The sequence below is a fragment of the Scandinavium sp. NPDC088450 genome, from assembly GCF_044900545.1.
Taxonomy (GTDB): Bacteria; Pseudomonadota; Gammaproteobacteria; order Enterobacterales; family Enterobacteriaceae; genus Scandinavium.
Window position 1 is genome coordinate 118,528 of record NZ_JBJDNI010000006.1, and the last position, 17,405, is coordinate 135,932.

The following is a 17,405-nucleotide window of genomic DNA, read 5'->3' on the forward strand; positions in this document are numbered from 1 at the left end:
GAAGCGGGGTTTTTTCTCAACCAGTCAGCAGCAATTAAGCGCGAACGAAGTCGATGTGAGTTACTTTTGGCTTGTAAGCGTGACGCTGAACAGCCTGTACCTTCACTTTTTCTTCTTTACCATCAACAACCAGGGTCAGAACGTCAGCATAAAACTCGTCTTTAGACTGAGCGTTAAATACTTTGTCGTGAGCCAGTTCGATAGCTACCGGAGCAGCTGCGCCACCGTAAACGATAGCGGGAACTTTGTTAGCTGCGCGCAGGCGGCGGCTCGCACCCTTACCCTGCTCTTTACGTACTACTGCGTCAAAAGTAAACATTGAAGTCTCTCTTTAAATTAATCCTGTTACAGGCGACCCAGCAACAGGTAAGTGATCTGCTTTGCACATGCAAAAGCGGGCGGTATTATAGCCCCCAATCCTGCGAGGGGCAATGAAAAGAACGTCTTTGTTCATCCAGCGTCATTCCGGGCCGCCGCCGGAAATCGCGGCGGTCTTTAGCGCGGGACAACAAACAGGGCTTTGCATCCCGGGCACAGAATGGCTTGTCGGAGTCGAATTTTGGAGGAGGGCTGCGTCGATTTGGCCCCACATTCGGGGCAGGTAACCGTAGTGTTCGCTGTATTGCCGATGAATTTCAGTGCGTTATCGAACCAGGACATGATGATGAACCTTCCAGTGAACGGGATTCACCCTACCATGAAAGTGTGCAAAGCCTTTCACGGTATCGTCACAAAGCGGAAAAGGCCTCCTGCGAGGCCTGCTCTTGTTAAAGCTGACTGACTTTCCCCTGGAAAATCACCGGGCCGGAAGGGCCAGCCAGTTTCGAGCCGCCAACAGGTTCCAGACTGATGGCCAGCACGGTCTGATTATCCAGCGTCTCACCAGGCAACTTGAAGCTGTTTCGATCGTGATGAACGATAAGCCCCAATGAACGCGGTGCTGCGATGCCCTTAATAAGCCACAGCTGCAAGTTTTTATCCTGTGGGAGCGTGACGTTCAGTGCGGAAACCTGAATCACCGAAGCTGCTTTGTCCAGACTCACCACAAACTGTGCATTCGGCTGAGTCCCGTTCAGTACGGCGATAGGCTGCAGTTCTGGTGTGTTATAGACATGAGTGAAGATAACAACTCCCGTCATTGCTGCCGCCAGAGCCCAGCCAAGCCAGAACAGCGGGCGTTGGCGAGACGGTGAAATCACCGATATAGGGCGCTGAATCAGATCGTGCTCGATGTGCTGCCAGAGCGCAGGCGAGGGCGTGACATCACGAGTTGTCACGTCGATACCGCTGAAGGCTTTTTGCCAGTGCAGCACCTCGGCGGCAAAGTGTTCATCTTCATTAAGGCGTTTATCAAGCTGCTGCCGTGTCTGATTGTCGGTCAGCCCCAGCACATATTCCGCCGCGATAAGCGTTTCTTTGTCCTCGACACTCATAGGCCAATACACTCCCTGAGATGCGTCAACGCGCGGCGGATCCAGCTTTTCACGGTGCCTTCAGGCTGGCTCATGGAAAGGGCAATTTCGGTTTGCGACAGGCCGCGATAATAGGCCAGGGCAATGCTTTGGCGCTGCTCGGCAGGTAAGTGCTCCATGCAGTGCTGAAGGCGACGGGCTTCCTGATGAACGTCTTCGGCGGGTAATGGGGCCTGAAATCCTTCCTCTGCTTCGCTGATGTCGTCCACGGAACAGCAGCGATTTTCGTGCTTGCGAAGATAATCAATGGCCCGGTTTCTGGCGATGTGGCTGAGCCAGATTTGCGGCTCGCTGCGCTGTTCATCGTAATACATTGCCGATTGCCAGATTTGAATGAAGGTATCGTGCAGGATCTCTTCTGCCCAGTCACGGCGTCTGACCATTCGCAGAATAATGCCAAACAGCCTGGGGGAGAGAAGGCGATACAGTTGCGCCAGCGCGTCTTTATCCCCGCAGGCAATCTGGCTCATTAATCCGGCATTTATAGAGGGTGCGTTGGTTGTCATTCGATTCCCTGTTAAAGGTGCAGTCACACGAAACGTGACTGCACTCAGTATAGGCAACCGTTTATGGCATCAGCACAGTATCGATCACTTCAATCACCCCATTGCTCTGATTCACGTCGTAGGTGGTGATATTGGCAATATTGCCGCGCACGTCTTTCAACTGAATATTATGTGGCCCGTTGGCCATCACCCACAGGGATTCCCCATTGACGGTTTTCAGCTCCGCTTTGCCGCCACCGGCTTTGATTTTTTTCTCCAGCGCTTTCATATCCAGTTTCCCGGCCACCACGTGATAGGTCAGAACGCTGGTGAGTTTTTGTTTGTTTTCAGGTTTGAGCAGGGAGTCCACTGTGCCTGGAGGAAGTTTTTCGAAGGCGGTATTGGTGGGGGCAAAAACGGTAAAGGGCCCACTCCCTTCAAGCGTTGGCACCAGCCCGGCTGCTTTGACCGCCGCCACAAGGGTGGTGTGATCTTTCGAATTGACGGCATTCTGAACAATATTTTTAGAAGGATACATGGCCGCACCGCCGACCATGACGGTGTTGTTATCCATCATTGCCGCCTGAGAGGCGCCGCTAAAGACCAGAGCAGAAAAAAGCAGAGTTGGCAGGAATTGTTTCATTTTCACTTCCCTCATTCAGATTTTGGATGGGGCTGATGTGCCCTCATCTGTTAATACGATTGAGGAAAGAAAACGGATGCAAAAAAAACGAAAAATTATCGTAATTCGTTTGCCCGACGAAAACGCCCTTCATAATCAAAGACTTTTTCACGGACTTGCCAGAACTGACCTTTCTTACGGGCGACGACAAAATCGGGGTGCCGCAGCAAAACTTCCTGCGCAATGATATCAGCAGGGGTTATCCAGCGTAGCGGCACGCCGGGTGTGCGAGTATGCGGGCGGATAAACAGCTGTTCGAAAGCGGTCTTTTGCGCGGGTGTCTGCAGGCGGAAGCGCTCACTAACATCTGCCCCGTCTTCATCGTAATAGGTGATTTTTAGCCACGGGCCTTTTTCGTCCGCGCCATGTTGAAGTGACATCCCACTGCAGCGTAACACCAGGGCATCTTTCAGCTTCAGCGCGGCTTTCAGCATGTCGTCCGGGTCGACCAGGACCGTGTCACATTCCCGGCAACGGCGGGCGGCAATGTCGTTTTCTGCATTGCACTGCGGGCAGTTTTTAAACCGAAAACGAAAATCGCATTGCTCGCGATGGCCTTCATCATCTTCGAGCCAACCCTGACAGCGACGACCAAAGTGTTCGATTAACGTGCCGTCCGACGTGGTTTTGCCCCAGAAGGTGTTGGCAAACCCACAGGCCGGGCAAAAGACTTGTACCGGCACGTTGTCACTTTTGCCTTTTGGCGCACCGACTTCCGGGGCGAAAAGGTCGTGCGGATTACCAGCGTAATCCAGAATCAGGCAGTCGGTTTTTCCCGGAGAGAGGCGCAGGCCGCGGCCAACAATTTGTTGGTAAAGACTCACTGATTCCGTGGGGCGCAGGATAGCAATTAAATCGACGTGCGGCGCATCGAAGCCGGTCGTGAGTACCGCCACATTGACCAGATAGCGGAATTTCTGCGCTTTAAACTCTTCAATCAGGCGGTCGCGTTCCGGTGTGGGCGTTTCACCAGTAATCAGCGCGGCATCGCTCGCAGGCAGCAGCCCGGTTATCTCTTTGGCGTGTTCGACAGTCGAAGCGAAAATCATCACCCCTTGGCGGTTCTGCGCAAATTCGACAATCTGGCTGATGATATGCGGCGTCACTCGTTGCTGTTTTTTCAGCTCGCGATTAAGGTCTGACTCGCTAAACAGGCCATTACTTTGCACCTGTAAACGGCTGAAATCGTACTGCACCACCGGCATATCCAGGCGCTCCGGCGGCGTCAGAAAACCATGCTTAATCATGTAGCGCAGTGGCAGCTCATAGATGCAGTCGCGGAACAGCGCTTTTTCATCGCCGCGTACCATGCCGTGATAATGGAAGCGATAAATCCAGCCTTTGCCCAAACGAAACGGCGTGGCGGTTAACCCCAAAAGACGTAAGTGAGGATTCACCTGCCGCAGATGCGCCAGGATTTGCTGGTACTGGCTGTCGTCGTCATCGCTAATACGGTGACACTCATCGACGATAAGCAGGGAAAACTCACCCTTGAAATGGTCGAGGTTACGCGCCACCGACTGAACACTGCCAAACACCACTTTCCCGTGGCTCTCTTTACGTTTCAGGCCTGCCGCATAGATGTCAGCTTCCAGCCCCAATGCGAGGTACTTGGCGTGGTTCTGTGCGACGAGCTCTTTGACGTGAGCCAGCACTAATACGCGGCCGCGCGCAAGACGCGCCAGCTCAGCGATCACCAGGCTTTTGCCTGCGCCCGTGGGCAGAACAATCACCGCAGGCTGCTGATGCTGGCGAAAGTGGGCGAGGGTAGCGTCAACCGCTTCCTGCTGATAAGGGCGAAGAGTAAAGGTCATCTTTCCGGCGTCATTTTTCATTCGAATAAAATCAGGAAAATCAATTCATTGATTTTCGGCAGCCAAGCACAAAGAAGGAAAAACCACGCTTTTTCCTTCTTTGTTAGCATTCTAACAGTATGCCATGAATCTTTTCGCTTGAGTGGCTTAGCAGGGCCGTTATACTTGAACGCTGAAATTGCTTCTTTAATCGGGCCAGGCCCGACACCGCACTCTTACAGGCTAAAAATACTTCATGCGACTCGATAAGTTTATCGCTCAGCAACTCGGCGTAAGCCGTGCCATTGCCGGGCGCGAGATCCGCGCCAGCCGCGTTACCGTGGACGGCGAGATTGTCAAAAGTACTGCGTTCAAAATCCTGCCAGAACACGATGTGGAATACGACGGAAACTCGTTAGCACAGCAAACTGGCCCGCGTTACTTCATGCTGAACAAACCGCAAGGCTATGTGTGTTCCACGGATGACCCGGATCATCCGACGGTGCTGTACTTCCTCGATGAACCTGTAGCGCACAAGCTGCATGCAGCAGGGCGTCTGGATATCGACACCACCGGGCTGGTGCTGATGACCGATGACGGACAGTGGTCGCACCGCATCACCTCGCCGCGTCACCATTGCGAGAAAACCTATCTGGTCACGCTGGAATCTCCGGTTGCCGATGACACAGCTGAACAATTTGCCAACGGCGTTCAACTGCATAATGAAAAAGATCTCACTAAGCCTGCACAGCTCGAAGTGATCACCCCGACAGAAGTCCGGTTGACCATCAGCGAAGGCCGTTATCATCAGGTGAAACGTATGTTTGCCGCCGTGGGTAACCACGTGGTCGGGCTGCATCGTGAACGTATTGGTGAGATTAGACTTGATGACAATCTGGAGCCGGGGGAATACCGCGCGCTTACGGAAGATGAAATTGCCAGTGTCGGCCTGACGCCGCGCTAAATCAGGAGTATCTCAGTGACCACCAGGCAGCACTCATCGTTGGGTATCGTTTTCATCCTTGGCCTGTTGGCCATGCTGATGCCACTCTCCATTGATATGTATCTCCCGGCGCTGCCGGTGATCTCTGCACAGTTTGGCGTGCCTGCGGGCAGCGCTCAGATGACCCTCAGTACCTATATTCTGGGATTTGCCCTCGGGCAGTTGCTGTACGGGCCGATGGCAGACAGTATCGGGCGTAAGCCGGTTATTCTTGGCGGCACACTAGTGTTTGCTGGGGCTGCAGTAGCTTGTGCGTTATCGCAAACCATTGACCACCTGATTGTCATGCGCTTTTTCCACGGTCTTGCAGCGGCTGCGGCGAGCGTGGTGATTAACGCCCTGATGCGCGATATCTACCCGAAGGAAGAGTTCTCCCGCATGATGTCCTTCGTCATGCTGGTGACGACAATTGCGCCGCTGGTGGCACCCATGGTCGGGGGCGCGGTGCTGGTGTGGTTTAGCTGGCATGCGATTTTCTGGATCCTCGCCATTGCTGCTCTGCTGGCGTCGACCATGATCTATTTCTTCATCGACGAAACGCTGCCGCCTGAACGTCGCCAGAAGTTTCACATTCGTACCACCATGGGCAACTTTGCCTCGCTGTTCCGCCACAAGCGGGTGTTGAGCTACATGCTGGCCAGCGGTTTCAGCTTTGCCGGGATGTTCTCCTTCCTCAGCGCCGGGCCGTTTGTGTATATCGAACTGAACCACGTTTCACCGCAGCACTTTGGTTATTACTTTGCGCTGAACATCGTGTTCCTGTTCATCATGACCATTATCAACAGCCGCTTTGTGCGCCGCGTCGGGGCGATAAACATGTTCCGCGCAGGCCTGTGGATTCAGTTTGCGATGGCCATGTGGATGGTGATAACCGCGCTGCTTGGCGCTGGATTCTGGTCGCTGGTGGTGGGTGTGGCCGCTTTTGTCGGCTGCGTGTCGATGGTTTCCTCGAACGCGATGGCGGTTATTCTTGATGAATTCCCACACATGGCAGGAACCGCGTCTTCCCTGGCGGGCACTTTCCGCTTTGGGATTGGCGCGCTGGTGGCTGCGTTGCTGTCGATGGCGACGTTTACCACCGCCTGGCCGATGCTGATTTCCATTGCCGTCTGCGCCACCAGTTCCGTTCTCTTCTACTTCTACGCCAGCCGTCCCCGCAAGACCTCGCACTAAGCAAAGCATCGGCGTAAGAAAGGGGGCGATATCGCCCCTTTTTTGATGCGCATCAACCGCTACGCTTTTCGTACACCTAATCTATGTTTCTTTTATGTAAAATCAATTAGTGTAAAAAGTCACATTGTTGTAGATAAAAAAATTGTGTTAGATCACAAAAACGGGTACATATAGCGCCGTAGTGCATCTTGACATGAATTCTGATGACAAAAAGAGTGAGTTCTCCCGTTAAAGGGCGGTGAACGTTTTCTCTTCAGGATGCAGGACGTTTTGTAAACAGTGTGTTAATATGGATGTGAAATATTTGTGAGGCACTTTGCTTCCGGGGAAAAAGACGTGAATACATTACAGCTCTCTATCATACATCGACTGCCGCAGAGCTATCGTTGGTCCGAGGGTTTTGCAGGCTCCAGAGTTGAACCGATTCCGCAAAACGGCAACGCCGACGATAACAGCCTTGTGGCGCTGAAATTGCTTAGCCCGGCAGGGGATAAAGCCTGGCCAGTGATGCAGAAACTCAGCGAGGCGCTGACCGATATCGAAGTGCGCAGCTCCGTGCTGGAGTGCGAAGGTGAACCTTGCCTGTTTGTTGAAATGCAGGATGAGTTCGCCGCGACCTGCCGCCTGAAAAACTTCGGCGTGGCTATCGCAGAACCTTTCTCAGGCAACAATCCTTTCTGATTTTCAGCTCAGGGTAATCAGCTGGCGAGTGTACTCGTGTGCAGGCTCGTCAAACACGCGCTGACACTCACCCTGCTCGACGACTTCCCCCTGACGCAGCACCATCACCTGATGGCACAGTGAACGCACGACGTGCAGGTCATGGCTGATAAAGATATACGCCAGCTGATGCTTTTGCTGAAGAGACTTCAGCAAGGCCAGAATTTGCGCCTGAACGGTTCTGTCCAGCGAAGAGGTCGGCTCGTCGAGCACGATAAGCTGCGGTTTGAGGATCAGCGCGCGGGCGATAGCAATACGCTGGCGCTGGCCGCCTGAAAATTCTGCCGGGTAACGCCAGCGAGTCTCAGGATCAAGGCCCACTTCTTTCATCACGTTAATCACCTCGGCTTCCCGCGCTTCACTGGAAAGCGTCGGCTGGTGCACGCGTAACCCTTCTTCAATAATTTGCAGCACATTCAGACGCGGATTGAGCGACGAATTCGGGTCCTGAAACACTACCTGAATGCGGTGACGCAGGGGCAGCATTTGCTTGCGCGTGCGGCCTGCTATCGGCTGCCCGGCAAAGGTAATTTTCCCGGATGAAGCAATCAACCGCAGCAGCGCGAGGCCTGTCGTGCTTTTCCCCGAACCCGATTCGCCCACTAAACCCAGTGTTTCACCCGTTCGTAAGGTGAAAGAGAGGTTGTTGACCACGGTGTTCTCAGCCACGGTACGTCGCAGCAACCCCTTGCGAATGGGGAAGGCAACCCGAAGATTTTCGACTTCCAGCAACGGTGAACTGTCCGTTTTCAGGGGGATGGGTTCACCCGCTGGTTCGCTGTTCAGCAGTTTAATGGTGTAAGGGTGCTGAGGATGAGAAAACAGCTTCAGGGCGAAGCTCTGTTCCACGCAGCGCCCGTTTTGCATGACGGCAACGTTGTCGGCCAGCTTGCGCACAATGCTCAGATTATGGGTGATGAACAGCAACCCCATGTTCAGCTCTTTGCGAAGTTCGCGCAGCAATTGCAGAATTTGCGCCTGCACGGAGACATCCAGCGCGGTGGTTGGCTCATCGGCAATCAGCAGCTCCGGGCGTGTCAGAAGCGCCATGGCAATCATCACACGTTGACGTTCACCGCCTGAAAGCTGATGCGGATAATCATTCAGTCGCTGTCGGGCGTTGCGGATCCCCACGCGATCCAGACAGGTTAAGATCTCACCCCGAGCCGCTTCTTTACGCATCCCGCGGTGAATCGACAACACTTCATAAAGCTGTTTTTCAAGAGTATGCAGCGGATTCAGGGAAACCATCGGCTCCTGAAAAATCATCGCGATGCGGTTACCACGCACGCTTCTGAGCATGCGCTCGTCTGCCTGTAACAGGCTTTCGCCGTGGAAACGAATATCGCCAGTCGGGTAACTGACTGGTGGCTCAGGCAACAGGCGCAATATGGAAAGCGCGGAGACACTTTTGCCAGAACCTGATTCACCGACCAGGGCCAGCGTTTCCCCGGCCTCGATGTTCAACGACAGTTCACTCACCACGGTGCGAGCTTCGCCTCTGGCGGTGAAGGCAATCGAGAGGTTGTCGATGGCTAATAAAGGTTGTGTCATGTTAAACCGCCTTTCCGGGGTCAAAGGCGTCGCGCACGGCCTCACCGATAAATATCAGCAGTGACAGCAACAGGGCGACGGAGACGAAGGCGGTGATGCCCAGCCACGGAGCCTGCAAATTGTTTTTCCCTTGCAGCAGCAGTTCACCGAGCGAAGGCGAACCAAGAGGCAAACCAAACCCAAGAAAATCGAGCGAGGTGAGGGTGGTGATAGAGCTGCAAAGAATAAAAGGCATAAAGGTCAGTGTGGCGACCATCGCGTTTGGCAGCATGTGGCGGAAAATAATCGCCCGGTCGCTGACGCCCAAAGCCTGAGCCGCCCGAATGTAGTCAAAATTACGGGTACGCAAAAACTCCGCACGAACCACGCCCACCAGTGTCATCCAGCCAAAAAGGACAGTGATGGCCAGTAGCCACCAGAAATTAGGCTGCACCACACTTGAAAGCAGAATGATTAAAAACAGCGTCGGCATCCCTGACCACACCTCGATAAAGCGCTGGCCCCATAAATCGATTTTCCCGCCGTAATAGCCTTGCACCGCGCCTGCCAGCACGCCCATCACGCTGGAACACAGCGTCAACATCAGGCCAAAAAGCAGTGAAATGCGAGTGCCATACAGAATCCGCGCCAGCACGTCGCCGCCGTTTGCATCAGTGCCCAGCCAGTTTTGTGCGGAAGGTGGAGAAGGGAAGGGGTGGTCGGTTGCGAAGTTAATCGATGTCGCGCCAAAACGGATCGGTGCCCACAGGACGCGGCCGTGATCGCTCAGCTGCTTTTGCAACCAGGGGTCCTGATAATCCGCCGCCGTAGCAAACTGGCCGCCAAATTCTTTTTCGCTGTAGGTTTTTAGCGCCGGGAAGTAGATCTCGCCGTGGTATTCGACGATAAGGGGGCGATCGTTGGCGATCAACTCCGAGCAGAGGCTGCAGGCAAAAATAATAAGAAACAGAATCAACGACCAAAAGCCGCGTCGGTTATGACGAAAACGCGCCCAACGGGCCTGGTTGACGGCGTTTAAACGTGGCATCAGCGTCCCTCAAAATCGATGCGCGGATCGACCAGCGTGTAGGTGATGTCGCTGACAATATTCAGCAGTAGGCCTATCAGGGTGAAGATGTACAGCGTACCGAACATGACCGGATAGTCTCTGGACACGGTGGCTTCGTAGCCTAAAAGCCCAAGCCCGTTTAGCGAGAACATCACTTCGATAAGCAGCGAACCGGTAAAAAACATACTGATGAACGTGGCTGGAAATCCTGCGATCACCAGCAGCATGGCGTTACGGAAGATATGCCGCCAGAGAATATTTTTCTCGCTAACGCCTTTCGCCCTGGCGGTCACCACATACTGTTTGCGAACTTCATCGAGAAACGAGTTTTTGGTCAGCATGGTCAGGGCGGCAAACCCGCCAATCACTGTGGCGAGCACCGGCAATGTGATATGCCACAGATAGTCGGTTATCTTCTGATACCACGGCAGAGTGTCAAAATTAGGCGAAACCAGCCCGCGTAGCGGGAAGATGTCGTAATACGTACCGCCAGCAAACAGGACAATCAGTACGATGGCGAACAGAAATGCCGGAATGGCATATCCCACGATGATAAACGCGCTGCTCCAGGTATCGAAGCGACTGCCGTTTTGCACGGCTTTGCGTATCCCCAGTGGAATCGACACCAGATAGATTATCAGCGTGCTCCATAACCCCAGCGTTATCGACACCGGTAAGCTTTGCTTAATCAGGTGTAACACCGACGCGCTGCGAAACAGGCTGTCGCCAAAGTCAAAACGCACATAGTCCCAGAGCATCTTGAAATAGCGTTCGTGCATGGGCTTATCAAAACCGTAGCGGTGGGTTAATTCGGCGATCACTTCGGGATCAAGACCGCGGCCGCCACGATACTGGCTCTCACTGATATTGCCCACGCCTGTCCGCGCATGCGTTGCGCCCATGCCGGAGGAACCGCTGCCCGGCATCGCGCCTGGTTGACCAAACTCAATCGCCGCAATCGCCTGATCGACCGGGCCGCCAGGCGCAATCTGCACGATGAAAAAGTTAATGGTGATAATGGCCCACAGCGTCGGAATAATCAGCAGCAATCGGCGAATCAGATAGGCACCCATCTTCGTTCCTTAACGCCGGGCTTCCGGCAATTTCGCCGCTTTGTTCACGTCATACCACCAGGTGTCAAAGCCCAGAGAGTAGACAGGTCGCGTGGTGGGATGCGAGAATTTATCCCAGTACGCCAACCGGTCCGAGGCCATGTACCACATGGGGATCTGGTAGAAATTCCAGGTCAGCACCCGATCGAAGGCTCGACCCAGAGGCAGCAGTTTCTGCTTGTTGCCTTCCCAGCGAATCATTTGTTGAATCAGGTTATCAATCACCGGGCTGCTGACGCCAGGGCCGTTGTAAGACGAATTGATGTAGGCGGAAGACCAGTAGATTTGCAGATCGCTGCCGCTCGGCCAGGGCATTGCCCGCCACAGACGCGGCATCATGTCGTAGTCGCGGGAGCGCATCCGATTGGTGGCCTGTGAAATGTCCACCTGGCGGATGTCCATCTTCACGCCCAACCTTTCCAGGTTATGCTGGAAGGGCATCACCCACTGATTGTTGCCCGCTGAGGGCAGCAGCAGTTCAAACTGTAGCGGTTTGCCTGTGGCGGCATTCACTCGCTGCTGGCCTTTCAGCACCCATCCGGCATCGTTCAACAGCTTATCTGCTTTCAGCAGATTTTCTCGGTCAAAGCCATTGCCGTTCGATTTCGGTGGCTGGTAGATGGAAGTAAACACTTCCGGCGGCAAATCCTTTTTCATCGGTGCCAGCAACACCAGTTCATCCGCATCCGGGTAGCCTCGCGCCGCATACTCGGTATTCAGGAAGTAGCTGTTTGCCCGGCTGTACGCGCCGTAAAACAGGGCTTTGTTCATCCATTCAAAATCAAACGCCAGGCCGATGGCTTCACGGACTTTGCGATCCGCAAACACCGGACGTTGAATATTGAACGTCAGCCAACGAGCATCCTGCGCGGAGTCGTTTTTTTCTTTCTCTTTGACGATGTAATGATTGCTGAAGTTTTTGCCGATGTAGCGGGTCGCCCAATTTTTCGGGCTGGTTTCGGTGCGGTAATCGAAAGCGCCAGCCTTAAAGGCTTCAAAGGCAACATTGTCATCGAGATAGTAATCATAGCGAATCGTGTCGAAGTTCCAGCGACCGCGGTTCACTGGCAGGTTAGCGGCCCAGTAATCTTTCACTCGCGAATAAACCACGTACTGCCCCATGCGCCAGGCGGTGATTTTGTAAGGCCCGCTGGCTAATGGCGGTGTTGAAAGCGGATCGCTGAGCTTATGATTACGCCAGAATTTTTCTGGCATGACGGGCAGCGTGAAGAGGCTAAGCATGTCCTCTTTGCTCGGTTTGGCGAGTTCGATGCGTACGGTTAAAGGGGCGATAGCTTTTACCGTGGTGCCTTTATACACAATGCGGAATTGCGGGACGCCTTCGGTCATGAATTTATGGAAGGTGAACGCCACATCCTGAGCGGTTATTGGCCTGCCATCGTGAAAACGAGCGTGGGGATTGAGCGTGACTTCAGCCCACGAAAAATCGTCGGCATAGCGGGCCATATCGGCAATCAGCGGATAGTAGCTGCCAGGCTCATCATCAGACGTGGTAAACAGCGCGTCATACAGCGCATCGGTGCGTTCAGCGGCATTGCCGCGCAGGGCAAAGCGGTTAAAGTTGTCGTAAGCCCCTAACGCGGAGAGCGTCACCGCACCCCCTTTCGGTGCGGCGGGGTTCACATAGTCGTAGTGGGTGAAGTTAAAGGCATACTTCGGTTCGCCAATCACAGCAAACGCGTAGCTCTCTTTAATGGTTTGCGCGTGCACTGTCAGGGAAAACAGCGTCAGCAGCAACAGACCCATGCGCACAACACTCACCGATATCTCATCCTTCTGCGGTCATTAACAGGCAAGTAGACTCATCCTGTTGAATCATAAGTGACGCTCAGGCCGTTGTGAAATAATTCTCAGGTTTGGCATGGGCTTCTACCAGTTTTTCCAGCGTCAGCGGGCGGCTAATCCAGTATCCCTGCAGGAAATTAACGCCGTGCTGGCGCAGCCAGTTTGCCTGTTCCTGGGTTTCTACGCCTTCGGCAACGGTCACCAGACTCATCTTCTTCGCAAGCGTGAGCACGGCATCCAGCACCGGAGAGGTCACGGTCTCTGTACCGATAGCATTGACGAAGCCACGGTCGATTTTCAGGTAGTCAAATGAATAGCGTTCCAGATAGATAAGCGCGCTGTGGCCGGTGCCGAAATCGTCAATCGCAATTTCATACCCTTCATGATGCAGCCATTCAAAGAGTTTCATCGCCTGGCGCTGATTCAACATATCGCGTTCGGTAATCTCTAACACTAGCTGGAAATAGTTGGGCGGTAACATCGCACTGAGATCGCGTAAATCCTGCTGGAAACTCTCCGCCAACAAATGCGCTGGCGCGATGTTAATGCCAAGTTTCGCCCCTGGCGGCAGGAGTTGTTGTAAGACAGGGGCGTCTTTGGCGATGAGATCAAACAGATGACGCGTTAGCGGGACAATGAGCTGCTGAGCTTCCGCAAAGTTGATAAAAGCATCCGGCGGAATTTCACCTGCACTTGGGTGTTTCCATCTCATCAGCACTTCCACGCCGCGGATTTGCATGGTTTCTGCTTCTACGACGGGCTGGTACACCACATAAAACTGATTGCGCTTGATGGCCGACGTAATCTCTTTACCGGGGCGCAAACGTACAGTCAGCACGTAATAACAGAGCAAGCCCGTCAGCAGCCCGCACATCGCCCCCATCAGCAGCGAGAATTGCATATTCTCCGTCGCCCACGCATCGCCGTAAATGTAGATGGTGAGCGGCAATCCGTTGAGTTTGGCGACCCGCACGGGTTTGCCTTTGAGTGCTCTCTCAGATATGGGCTGAGGGCTAAACGTCGATATCGCCGTGCCATTGGCGACCAGTGCTACGCCGGTGAACTCATTTTGCCTGGAGGAATACAGGATCCACGGCATCAGGCTGGCGTTGATCGAAGCAAAGATCCCACGGTTTTCCATCAAAGGGCTACGGACCCACAGCGCGAAGGCCGGTTTTTGCGGCATCATCGGCGTGCCCGGCAGGATCTCCATATCGATTTTTTTATGGGTATCGACCTGCGGAACTAACTGCTTCATGGGCACATGCATTTCACCGGTTGCAGAGGAACAGGTGGCATTGTCATTTTCGACTAACAGAAACGCCCGTACGTTCAGGCTAAAGGCGGCCCGCGAAGTGAGCTCAGAAGCGACGTCCGCGCAGCGACTCAGGGTCAATGGCTGCAGTTTATCCATCGTGGTGAGCAATTCGCCAAAGTAATCGTTCAGATAGGATTGCAGGTCATGGGTGATGGTGTCGAACTGCGTGGAGCGCTTGTGGTGAAAGAGAGCTAACTGAATGCTTCCCGAAAGCAGGGCGACCACCACTCCCAGCAACAGGCTGGAGAAGAGGATTTTTCGACCGACCGAGAAGTAGCGGGTGAACATAGAGGTATTTTATCCGTGGTATTTGAAACGGTAATTCAACGCCTTGGGACGCCATGCACCGTCTTTCCAGCATAGTCTATTTCGCCATCCTGGCAGGCACGGACGAAAGAAGAAAAAAAAAGCACTGCTTAGCAGTGCTTTCATTTTGACTCTTGCTGTCAGCCAAGGGAAAACCGGCAGCAAGAGAGACATCAGGAACGGCTCAGGACGCGTCGCGCTTCGTTGTAGCGCTTGTTCCAGTAGGGCTCGTTCATGCTGGAAATCGTCACACCGCTGCTGGTGGAAGCATGAACAAACTGGTCATTACCGATGTAAATACCGACATGACGACCCGTAGAACCGGCACGGAACAGGACTAAATCACCGGTACGCAGTTTGCTGCGTGAGATTGATTTGCCCATTTCCTGCTGCTCATAAGTGGAGCGAGGCAGGTCCATACCAAACTGTTCACGGAAGGTACGCTGTACAAAAGCGGAACAATCGATACCACGTTTGGTGTCACCACCCAGACGATAACGAACGCCTTTCCAGCTTGCATATTGTTCCATCAGACGCGACTTAACGTCGAGATTACGCACCATGGATTCAAATTCATCCTGAGAGGCTTGCAGTGATGAAGGATCTTCAGATCCCACAGCATGCGTCTCAGAATGCATATTCTTTGCGGTGTTCGTGGTACTACATGCAGAAAGCAAAACTGCGACTGCTACCGCGGGGATGGCCCGCAGGATGTATCTCAAAATTGGTTGAGATGTGACCATATTGTTTATTTTCCCTTGAAGTCCTTAACGATAAAAACCGTTATAAAAATGCCAAACGTGACGAGACTAAATACCTGCCGACAATGAGACAATTCCCGATTCCCGGAATTGTGCAGTACCGCACAAATTTATTCACTTACTGAATAATTTATCTCTGAAAGGCAAAACGAGATTGAGAGTACCCTATCAGTCCCAGACTGACTAGGCCTTTTCTTGGTTTTTTTATAAGAAATTGTGATAGCGATTGCGGGGTTTCAACTAAGCGGAAAAATGGCGGCAAAACTGCGCGAAAAATAAGCAACCGACTCATTTTTAAGCAGATAATGATGACAGGAAGATGAACGCCTAAATTAAATTTCACTCAGAAAAAACTCAGGGATCCAAAACGATCCCTGATGAGTGCGATTATTTTTTGTTGGAAATTTGTTTAATTTTTGTTTGGGACTGTCGGGAGATGACGATCAAAGAGGGCAATCGTCTTATCGCTGAGCGGTGTCAACAGTATCCACGGCATCCCAATCAGCACCGCGGTTAGCGATCCGACAGCAATATCGGTAAACCAGTGAGCGCCGATCATCACGCGCGGGAAAGCAAAAACCACAAAAATAATCAGGGCAACCCACGCCGCTTTCTGGCCAAAATATCGCCACATAAAGGTCGCGAATATCAGCAGCATCATTCCGTGATCGCCCGGGAAACTGTCCTTCGACGCATCCTTGGTTGAAATATGCAGCAAATCGCTGACCCGATGCACATCAGGGAAAAAGAGAGAAGGGCTGGCGCGTTTTACCGGCATTAAATGTTGCGCTAACTGATTTACCACCACGGCGGAAAGTAACATCACCAGGCCGATAATCATGATTCTTCGACGCCCTGCTGAGGGTTCTTTCAGCCAGAAGCTCAGCATCAAGCCGCCCATGGCCAGCAGCGAGCACCCGTCAAAAGCGCGGTTATTGGTAATGGCCAGCAACCAGACGTAGGCTCGATTCTGCGCCACGCCCTGGTTGAAGAAATGAAAGATCGCGGAATCGACAGGGAACCAAAAGCCATGGTTTGGCATCAGGTACCAGCTGAGAAAGAGCGCAAAACCGGCGACATTAAGCAGTAAAATAAGGGGAATTCGAGTTTTCATAGCACAATCTTCAAGACAAAAAACAACGTCGGACCATACCGACGTTAACTTAAACGAAGCTTCAACAAGGCGGACTGCAAACTGTTCCAGTCCGTTTCGGTATCATTAATCAGTTCGATGCGGCTGTCCGGTGGCGCAACGGCCTGGGTTTCAATTCGCAGATCCGCACCCTGACGGTTGATTCTCACTAATCCTTCCTGGATTCGCAGCACACCTTTTACTCTGGAAACCGGCGCCAGACGGGCCCATTCCAAAATGCCGATGGTATCGAAGACGGTATCTGCATCAAAAATCCAGCCGCAGGCCTGATGGCCCTGACCGCTATTGATACTGCGACGCCAGTGCTGATGCTCAGGCAGAGATAATGCTGCCAGCCCTTTGTTGGAGGCGTGGCTGTGCGAATGGGCCGCGCTTTCCGGGAGCTGTGCCAGATTACGACGCGGCAAATCGAGCAGCGAAGCGTCGATCTCACCTTGAGTTGTTTCAACAAACTGACGATCGCCGCCAAAGTTGTCCCACCAGGTGCTGAAGGCGACTTTGCTTTCCTGCGTTGCCCGGTCGCTTTTGTTGGCCACAATGATGTCTGCCGCAGCGAGCTGATCGCGGAAGTTTTCATTGTTCACCACTTTCTCATCCAGCAACTGGCGAGGGTCGAGCACGCAAAGCGTGGCACGCAATTCAATCCACGGTTCATACACTGGTGCGGTCAGAATATCGAGGATCTGCTTTGGATGACCGAGCCCCGTTGGTTCAATCAACAGACGATCGGGTTTGGCCTGGCGCAGCAACGTATTAAGCCCAACTTGCATAGGTAAACCGTTGACACAACACATGCAGCCGCCGGGGATCTCTTTGAGCAATGCGCCGCTGTCGGCCAGCAAAGCGCCGTCGATCCCGACTTCACCGAACTCATTCACCAGCACAGCCCATTTTTCATTAGCAGGTTTGTTGGCCAGTAAATGGAGAATCGAGGTCGTTTTACCGCTGCCAAGAAAACCGGTAATCAGGTTGGTTATGGTCACGTGGGCTCCAGGTTGCATAACGGTGTCAGTGTAATA

General features: G+C 53.2%; 17 protein-coding genes. 3 read left to right on the forward strand and 14 right to left on the reverse strand.

Annotated features, from left to right (window positions below; all coding sequences use genetic code 11):
* Positions 1–34 precede the first annotated feature (34 nt).
* The 6 genes from rplY to ACI2I2_RS07685 all read right to left on the reverse strand — a co-directional run bounded on the left by rplY (position 35) and on the right by ACI2I2_RS07685 (position 4,453).
* The gene (gene rplY, locus ACI2I2_RS07660; RefSeq protein ID WP_404657376.1) at positions 35–319 is read right to left on the reverse strand and encodes a 50S ribosomal protein L25; all 285 of its coding nucleotides are present in this window, start codon (positions 317–319) and stop codon (positions 35–37) included.
* Positions 320–495: 176 nt separating this feature from the next.
* Positions 496–660 carry a YnfU family zinc-binding protein gene (locus ACI2I2_RS07665; protein ID WP_330982504.1) on the reverse strand — a complete coding sequence of 55 codons (165 nt, stop codon included), beginning with the start codon at positions 658–660 and terminating at the stop codon, positions 496–498.
* A 107-nt stretch (positions 661–767) separates the two neighbouring features.
* Entirely contained in the window at positions 768–1,433 is a 666-nt protein-coding gene (locus tag ACI2I2_RS07670) for an anti-sigma factor domain-containing protein (RefSeq protein WP_404657377.1), read from the reverse strand.
* The gene (locus tag ACI2I2_RS07675) at positions 1,430–1,978 is read right to left on the reverse strand and encodes a sigma-70 family RNA polymerase sigma factor (protein WP_404657379.1); all 549 of its coding nucleotides are present in this window, start codon (positions 1,976–1,978) and stop codon (positions 1,430–1,432) included. The genes ACI2I2_RS07670 and ACI2I2_RS07675 overlap by 4 nt, the downstream gene beginning before the upstream one ends.
* 61 nt (positions 1,979–2,039) lie before the next feature.
* Positions 2,040–2,600 (reverse strand): fasciclin domain-containing protein, encoded by a 561-nt coding sequence (locus tag ACI2I2_RS07680; protein WP_404657380.1) that lies wholly within the window; start codon positions 2,598–2,600, stop codon positions 2,040–2,042.
* 95 nt (positions 2,601–2,695) lie between these two features.
* A complete protein-coding gene (locus ACI2I2_RS07685) occupies positions 2,696–4,453 on the reverse strand; it encodes a DEAD/DEAH box helicase (RefSeq protein WP_404657381.1) in 1,758 nt (585 codons plus the stop codon).
* Between the two features lie 235 nt (positions 4,454–4,688).
* On the opposite strand from ACI2I2_RS07685, the gene rsuA reads away from it, so the two are divergent.
* The 3 genes from rsuA (at position 4,689) to ACI2I2_RS07700 (ending at position 7,289) form a co-directional block, all read left to right on the forward strand.
* Positions 4,689–5,396, forward strand: a complete 708-nt coding sequence (rsuA, locus tag ACI2I2_RS07690) for a 16S rRNA pseudouridine(516) synthase RsuA (protein ID WP_404657382.1) — start codon at positions 4,689–4,691, stop codon at positions 5,394–5,396.
* Between the two features lie 15 nt (positions 5,397–5,411).
* Positions 5,412–6,608, forward strand: a complete 1,197-nt coding sequence (locus ACI2I2_RS07695; protein ID WP_404657383.1) for a Bcr/CflA family multidrug efflux MFS transporter — start codon at positions 5,412–5,414, stop codon at positions 6,606–6,608.
* Positions 6,609–6,944: 336 nt separating this feature from the next.
* Positions 6,945–7,289 carry a YejG family protein gene (locus ACI2I2_RS07700; protein WP_404657384.1) on the forward strand — a complete coding sequence of 115 codons (345 nt, stop codon included), beginning with the start codon at positions 6,945–6,947 and terminating at the stop codon, positions 7,287–7,289.
* 3 nt (positions 7,290–7,292) lie between these two features.
* Here ACI2I2_RS07700 and yejF read toward each other — a convergent pair whose 3' ends face one another.
* The 8 genes from yejF to ACI2I2_RS07740 form a co-directional block, all read right to left on the reverse strand.
* Positions 7,293–8,882 carry a microcin C ABC transporter ATP-binding protein YejF gene (gene yejF / locus ACI2I2_RS07705; RefSeq protein ID WP_404657385.1) on the reverse strand — a complete coding sequence of 530 codons (1,590 nt, stop codon included), beginning with the start codon at positions 8,880–8,882 and terminating at the stop codon, positions 7,293–7,295.
* A gap of 1 nt (position 8,883) precedes the next feature.
* The gene (locus ACI2I2_RS07710; protein WP_404657386.1) at positions 8,884–9,909 is read right to left on the reverse strand and encodes an ABC transporter permease; all 1,026 of its coding nucleotides are present in this window, start codon (positions 9,907–9,909) and stop codon (positions 8,884–8,886) included.
* Positions 9,909–11,003, reverse strand: coding sequence for a microcin C ABC transporter permease YejB (locus ACI2I2_RS07715; protein WP_404657387.1), 1,095 nt, complete (start codon positions 11,001–11,003; stop codon positions 9,909–9,911). The genes ACI2I2_RS07710 and ACI2I2_RS07715 overlap by 1 nt, the downstream gene beginning before the upstream one ends.
* A gap of 9 nt (positions 11,004–11,012) precedes the next feature.
* On the reverse strand, positions 11,013–12,809 hold the full coding sequence (locus ACI2I2_RS07720; RefSeq protein ID WP_404657453.1) for an extracellular solute-binding protein: 1,797 nt from the start codon (positions 12,807–12,809) through the stop codon (positions 11,013–11,015).
* Positions 12,810–12,891: 82 nt separating this feature from the next.
* Complete coding sequence (locus ACI2I2_RS07725; RefSeq protein ID WP_404657388.1) at positions 12,892–14,454, reverse strand: cyclic di-GMP phosphodiesterase; 1,563 nt, start codon at positions 14,452–14,454, stop codon at positions 12,892–12,894.
* A 191-nt stretch (positions 14,455–14,645) separates the two neighbouring features.
* Positions 14,646–15,215: a bifunctional murein DD-endopeptidase/murein LD-carboxypeptidase gene (gene mepS, locus ACI2I2_RS07730; protein WP_330982492.1), complete on the reverse strand. Its 570-nt coding sequence runs from the start codon at positions 15,213–15,215 to the stop codon at positions 14,646–14,648.
* 427 nt (positions 15,216–15,642) lie between these two features.
* On the reverse strand, positions 15,643–16,347 hold the full coding sequence (locus ACI2I2_RS07735) for a phosphatase PAP2 family protein (RefSeq protein WP_404657389.1): 705 nt from the start codon (positions 16,345–16,347) through the stop codon (positions 15,643–15,645).
* 44 nt (positions 16,348–16,391) lie between these two features.
* Positions 16,392–17,369 (reverse strand): CobW family GTP-binding protein, encoded by a 978-nt coding sequence (locus ACI2I2_RS07740; RefSeq protein ID WP_404657390.1) that lies wholly within the window; start codon positions 17,367–17,369, stop codon positions 16,392–16,394.
* Positions 17,370–17,405: the final 36 nt, after the last annotated feature.

Coding starts and splice junctions, on each gene's coding strand:
- rplY (WP_404657376.1), bottom strand. CDS start 319: ATGTTTACTTTTGACGCAGTAGTACGTAAAGAGCAGGGTAAGGGTGCG.
- ACI2I2_RS07665 (WP_330982504.1), bottom strand. CDS start 660: ATGTCCTGGTTCGATAACGCACTGAAATTCATCGGCAATACAGCGAAC.
- ACI2I2_RS07670 (WP_404657377.1), bottom strand. CDS start 1,433: ATGAGTGTCGAGGACAAAGAAACGCTTATCGCGGCGGAATATGTGCTG.
- ACI2I2_RS07675 (WP_404657379.1), bottom strand. CDS start 1,978: ATGACAACCAACGCACCCTCTATAAATGCCGGATTAATGAGCCAGATT.
- ACI2I2_RS07680 (WP_404657380.1), bottom strand. CDS start 2,600: ATGAAACAATTCCTGCCAACTCTGCTTTTTTCTGCTCTGGTCTTTAGC.
- ACI2I2_RS07685 (WP_404657381.1), bottom strand. CDS start 4,453: ATGACCTTTACTCTTCGCCCTTATCAGCAGGAAGCGGTTGACGCTACC.
- rsuA (WP_404657382.1), top strand. CDS start 4,689: ATGCGACTCGATAAGTTTATCGCTCAGCAACTCGGCGTAAGCCGTGCC.
- yejF (WP_404657385.1), bottom strand. CDS start 8,882: ATGACACAACCTTTATTAGCCATCGACAACCTCTCGATTGCCTTCACC.
- ACI2I2_RS07710 (WP_404657386.1), bottom strand. CDS start 9,909: ATGCCACGTTTAAACGCCGTCAACCAGGCCCGTTGGGCGCGTTTTCGT.
- ACI2I2_RS07715 (WP_404657387.1), bottom strand. CDS start 11,003: ATGGGTGCCTATCTGATTCGCCGATTGCTGCTGATTATTCCGACGCTG.
- ACI2I2_RS07720 (WP_404657453.1), bottom strand. CDS start 12,809: ATGGGTCTGTTGCTGCTGACGCTGTTTTCCCTGACAGTGCACGCGCAA.
- ACI2I2_RS07725 (WP_404657388.1), bottom strand. CDS start 14,454: ATGTTCACCCGCTACTTCTCGGTCGGTCGAAAAATCCTCTTCTCCAGC.
- mepS (WP_330982492.1), bottom strand. CDS start 15,215: ATGGTCACATCTCAACCAATTTTGAGATACATCCTGCGGGCCATCCCC.
- ACI2I2_RS07735 (WP_404657389.1), bottom strand. CDS start 16,347: ATGAAAACTCGAATTCCCCTTATTTTACTGCTTAATGTCGCCGGTTTT.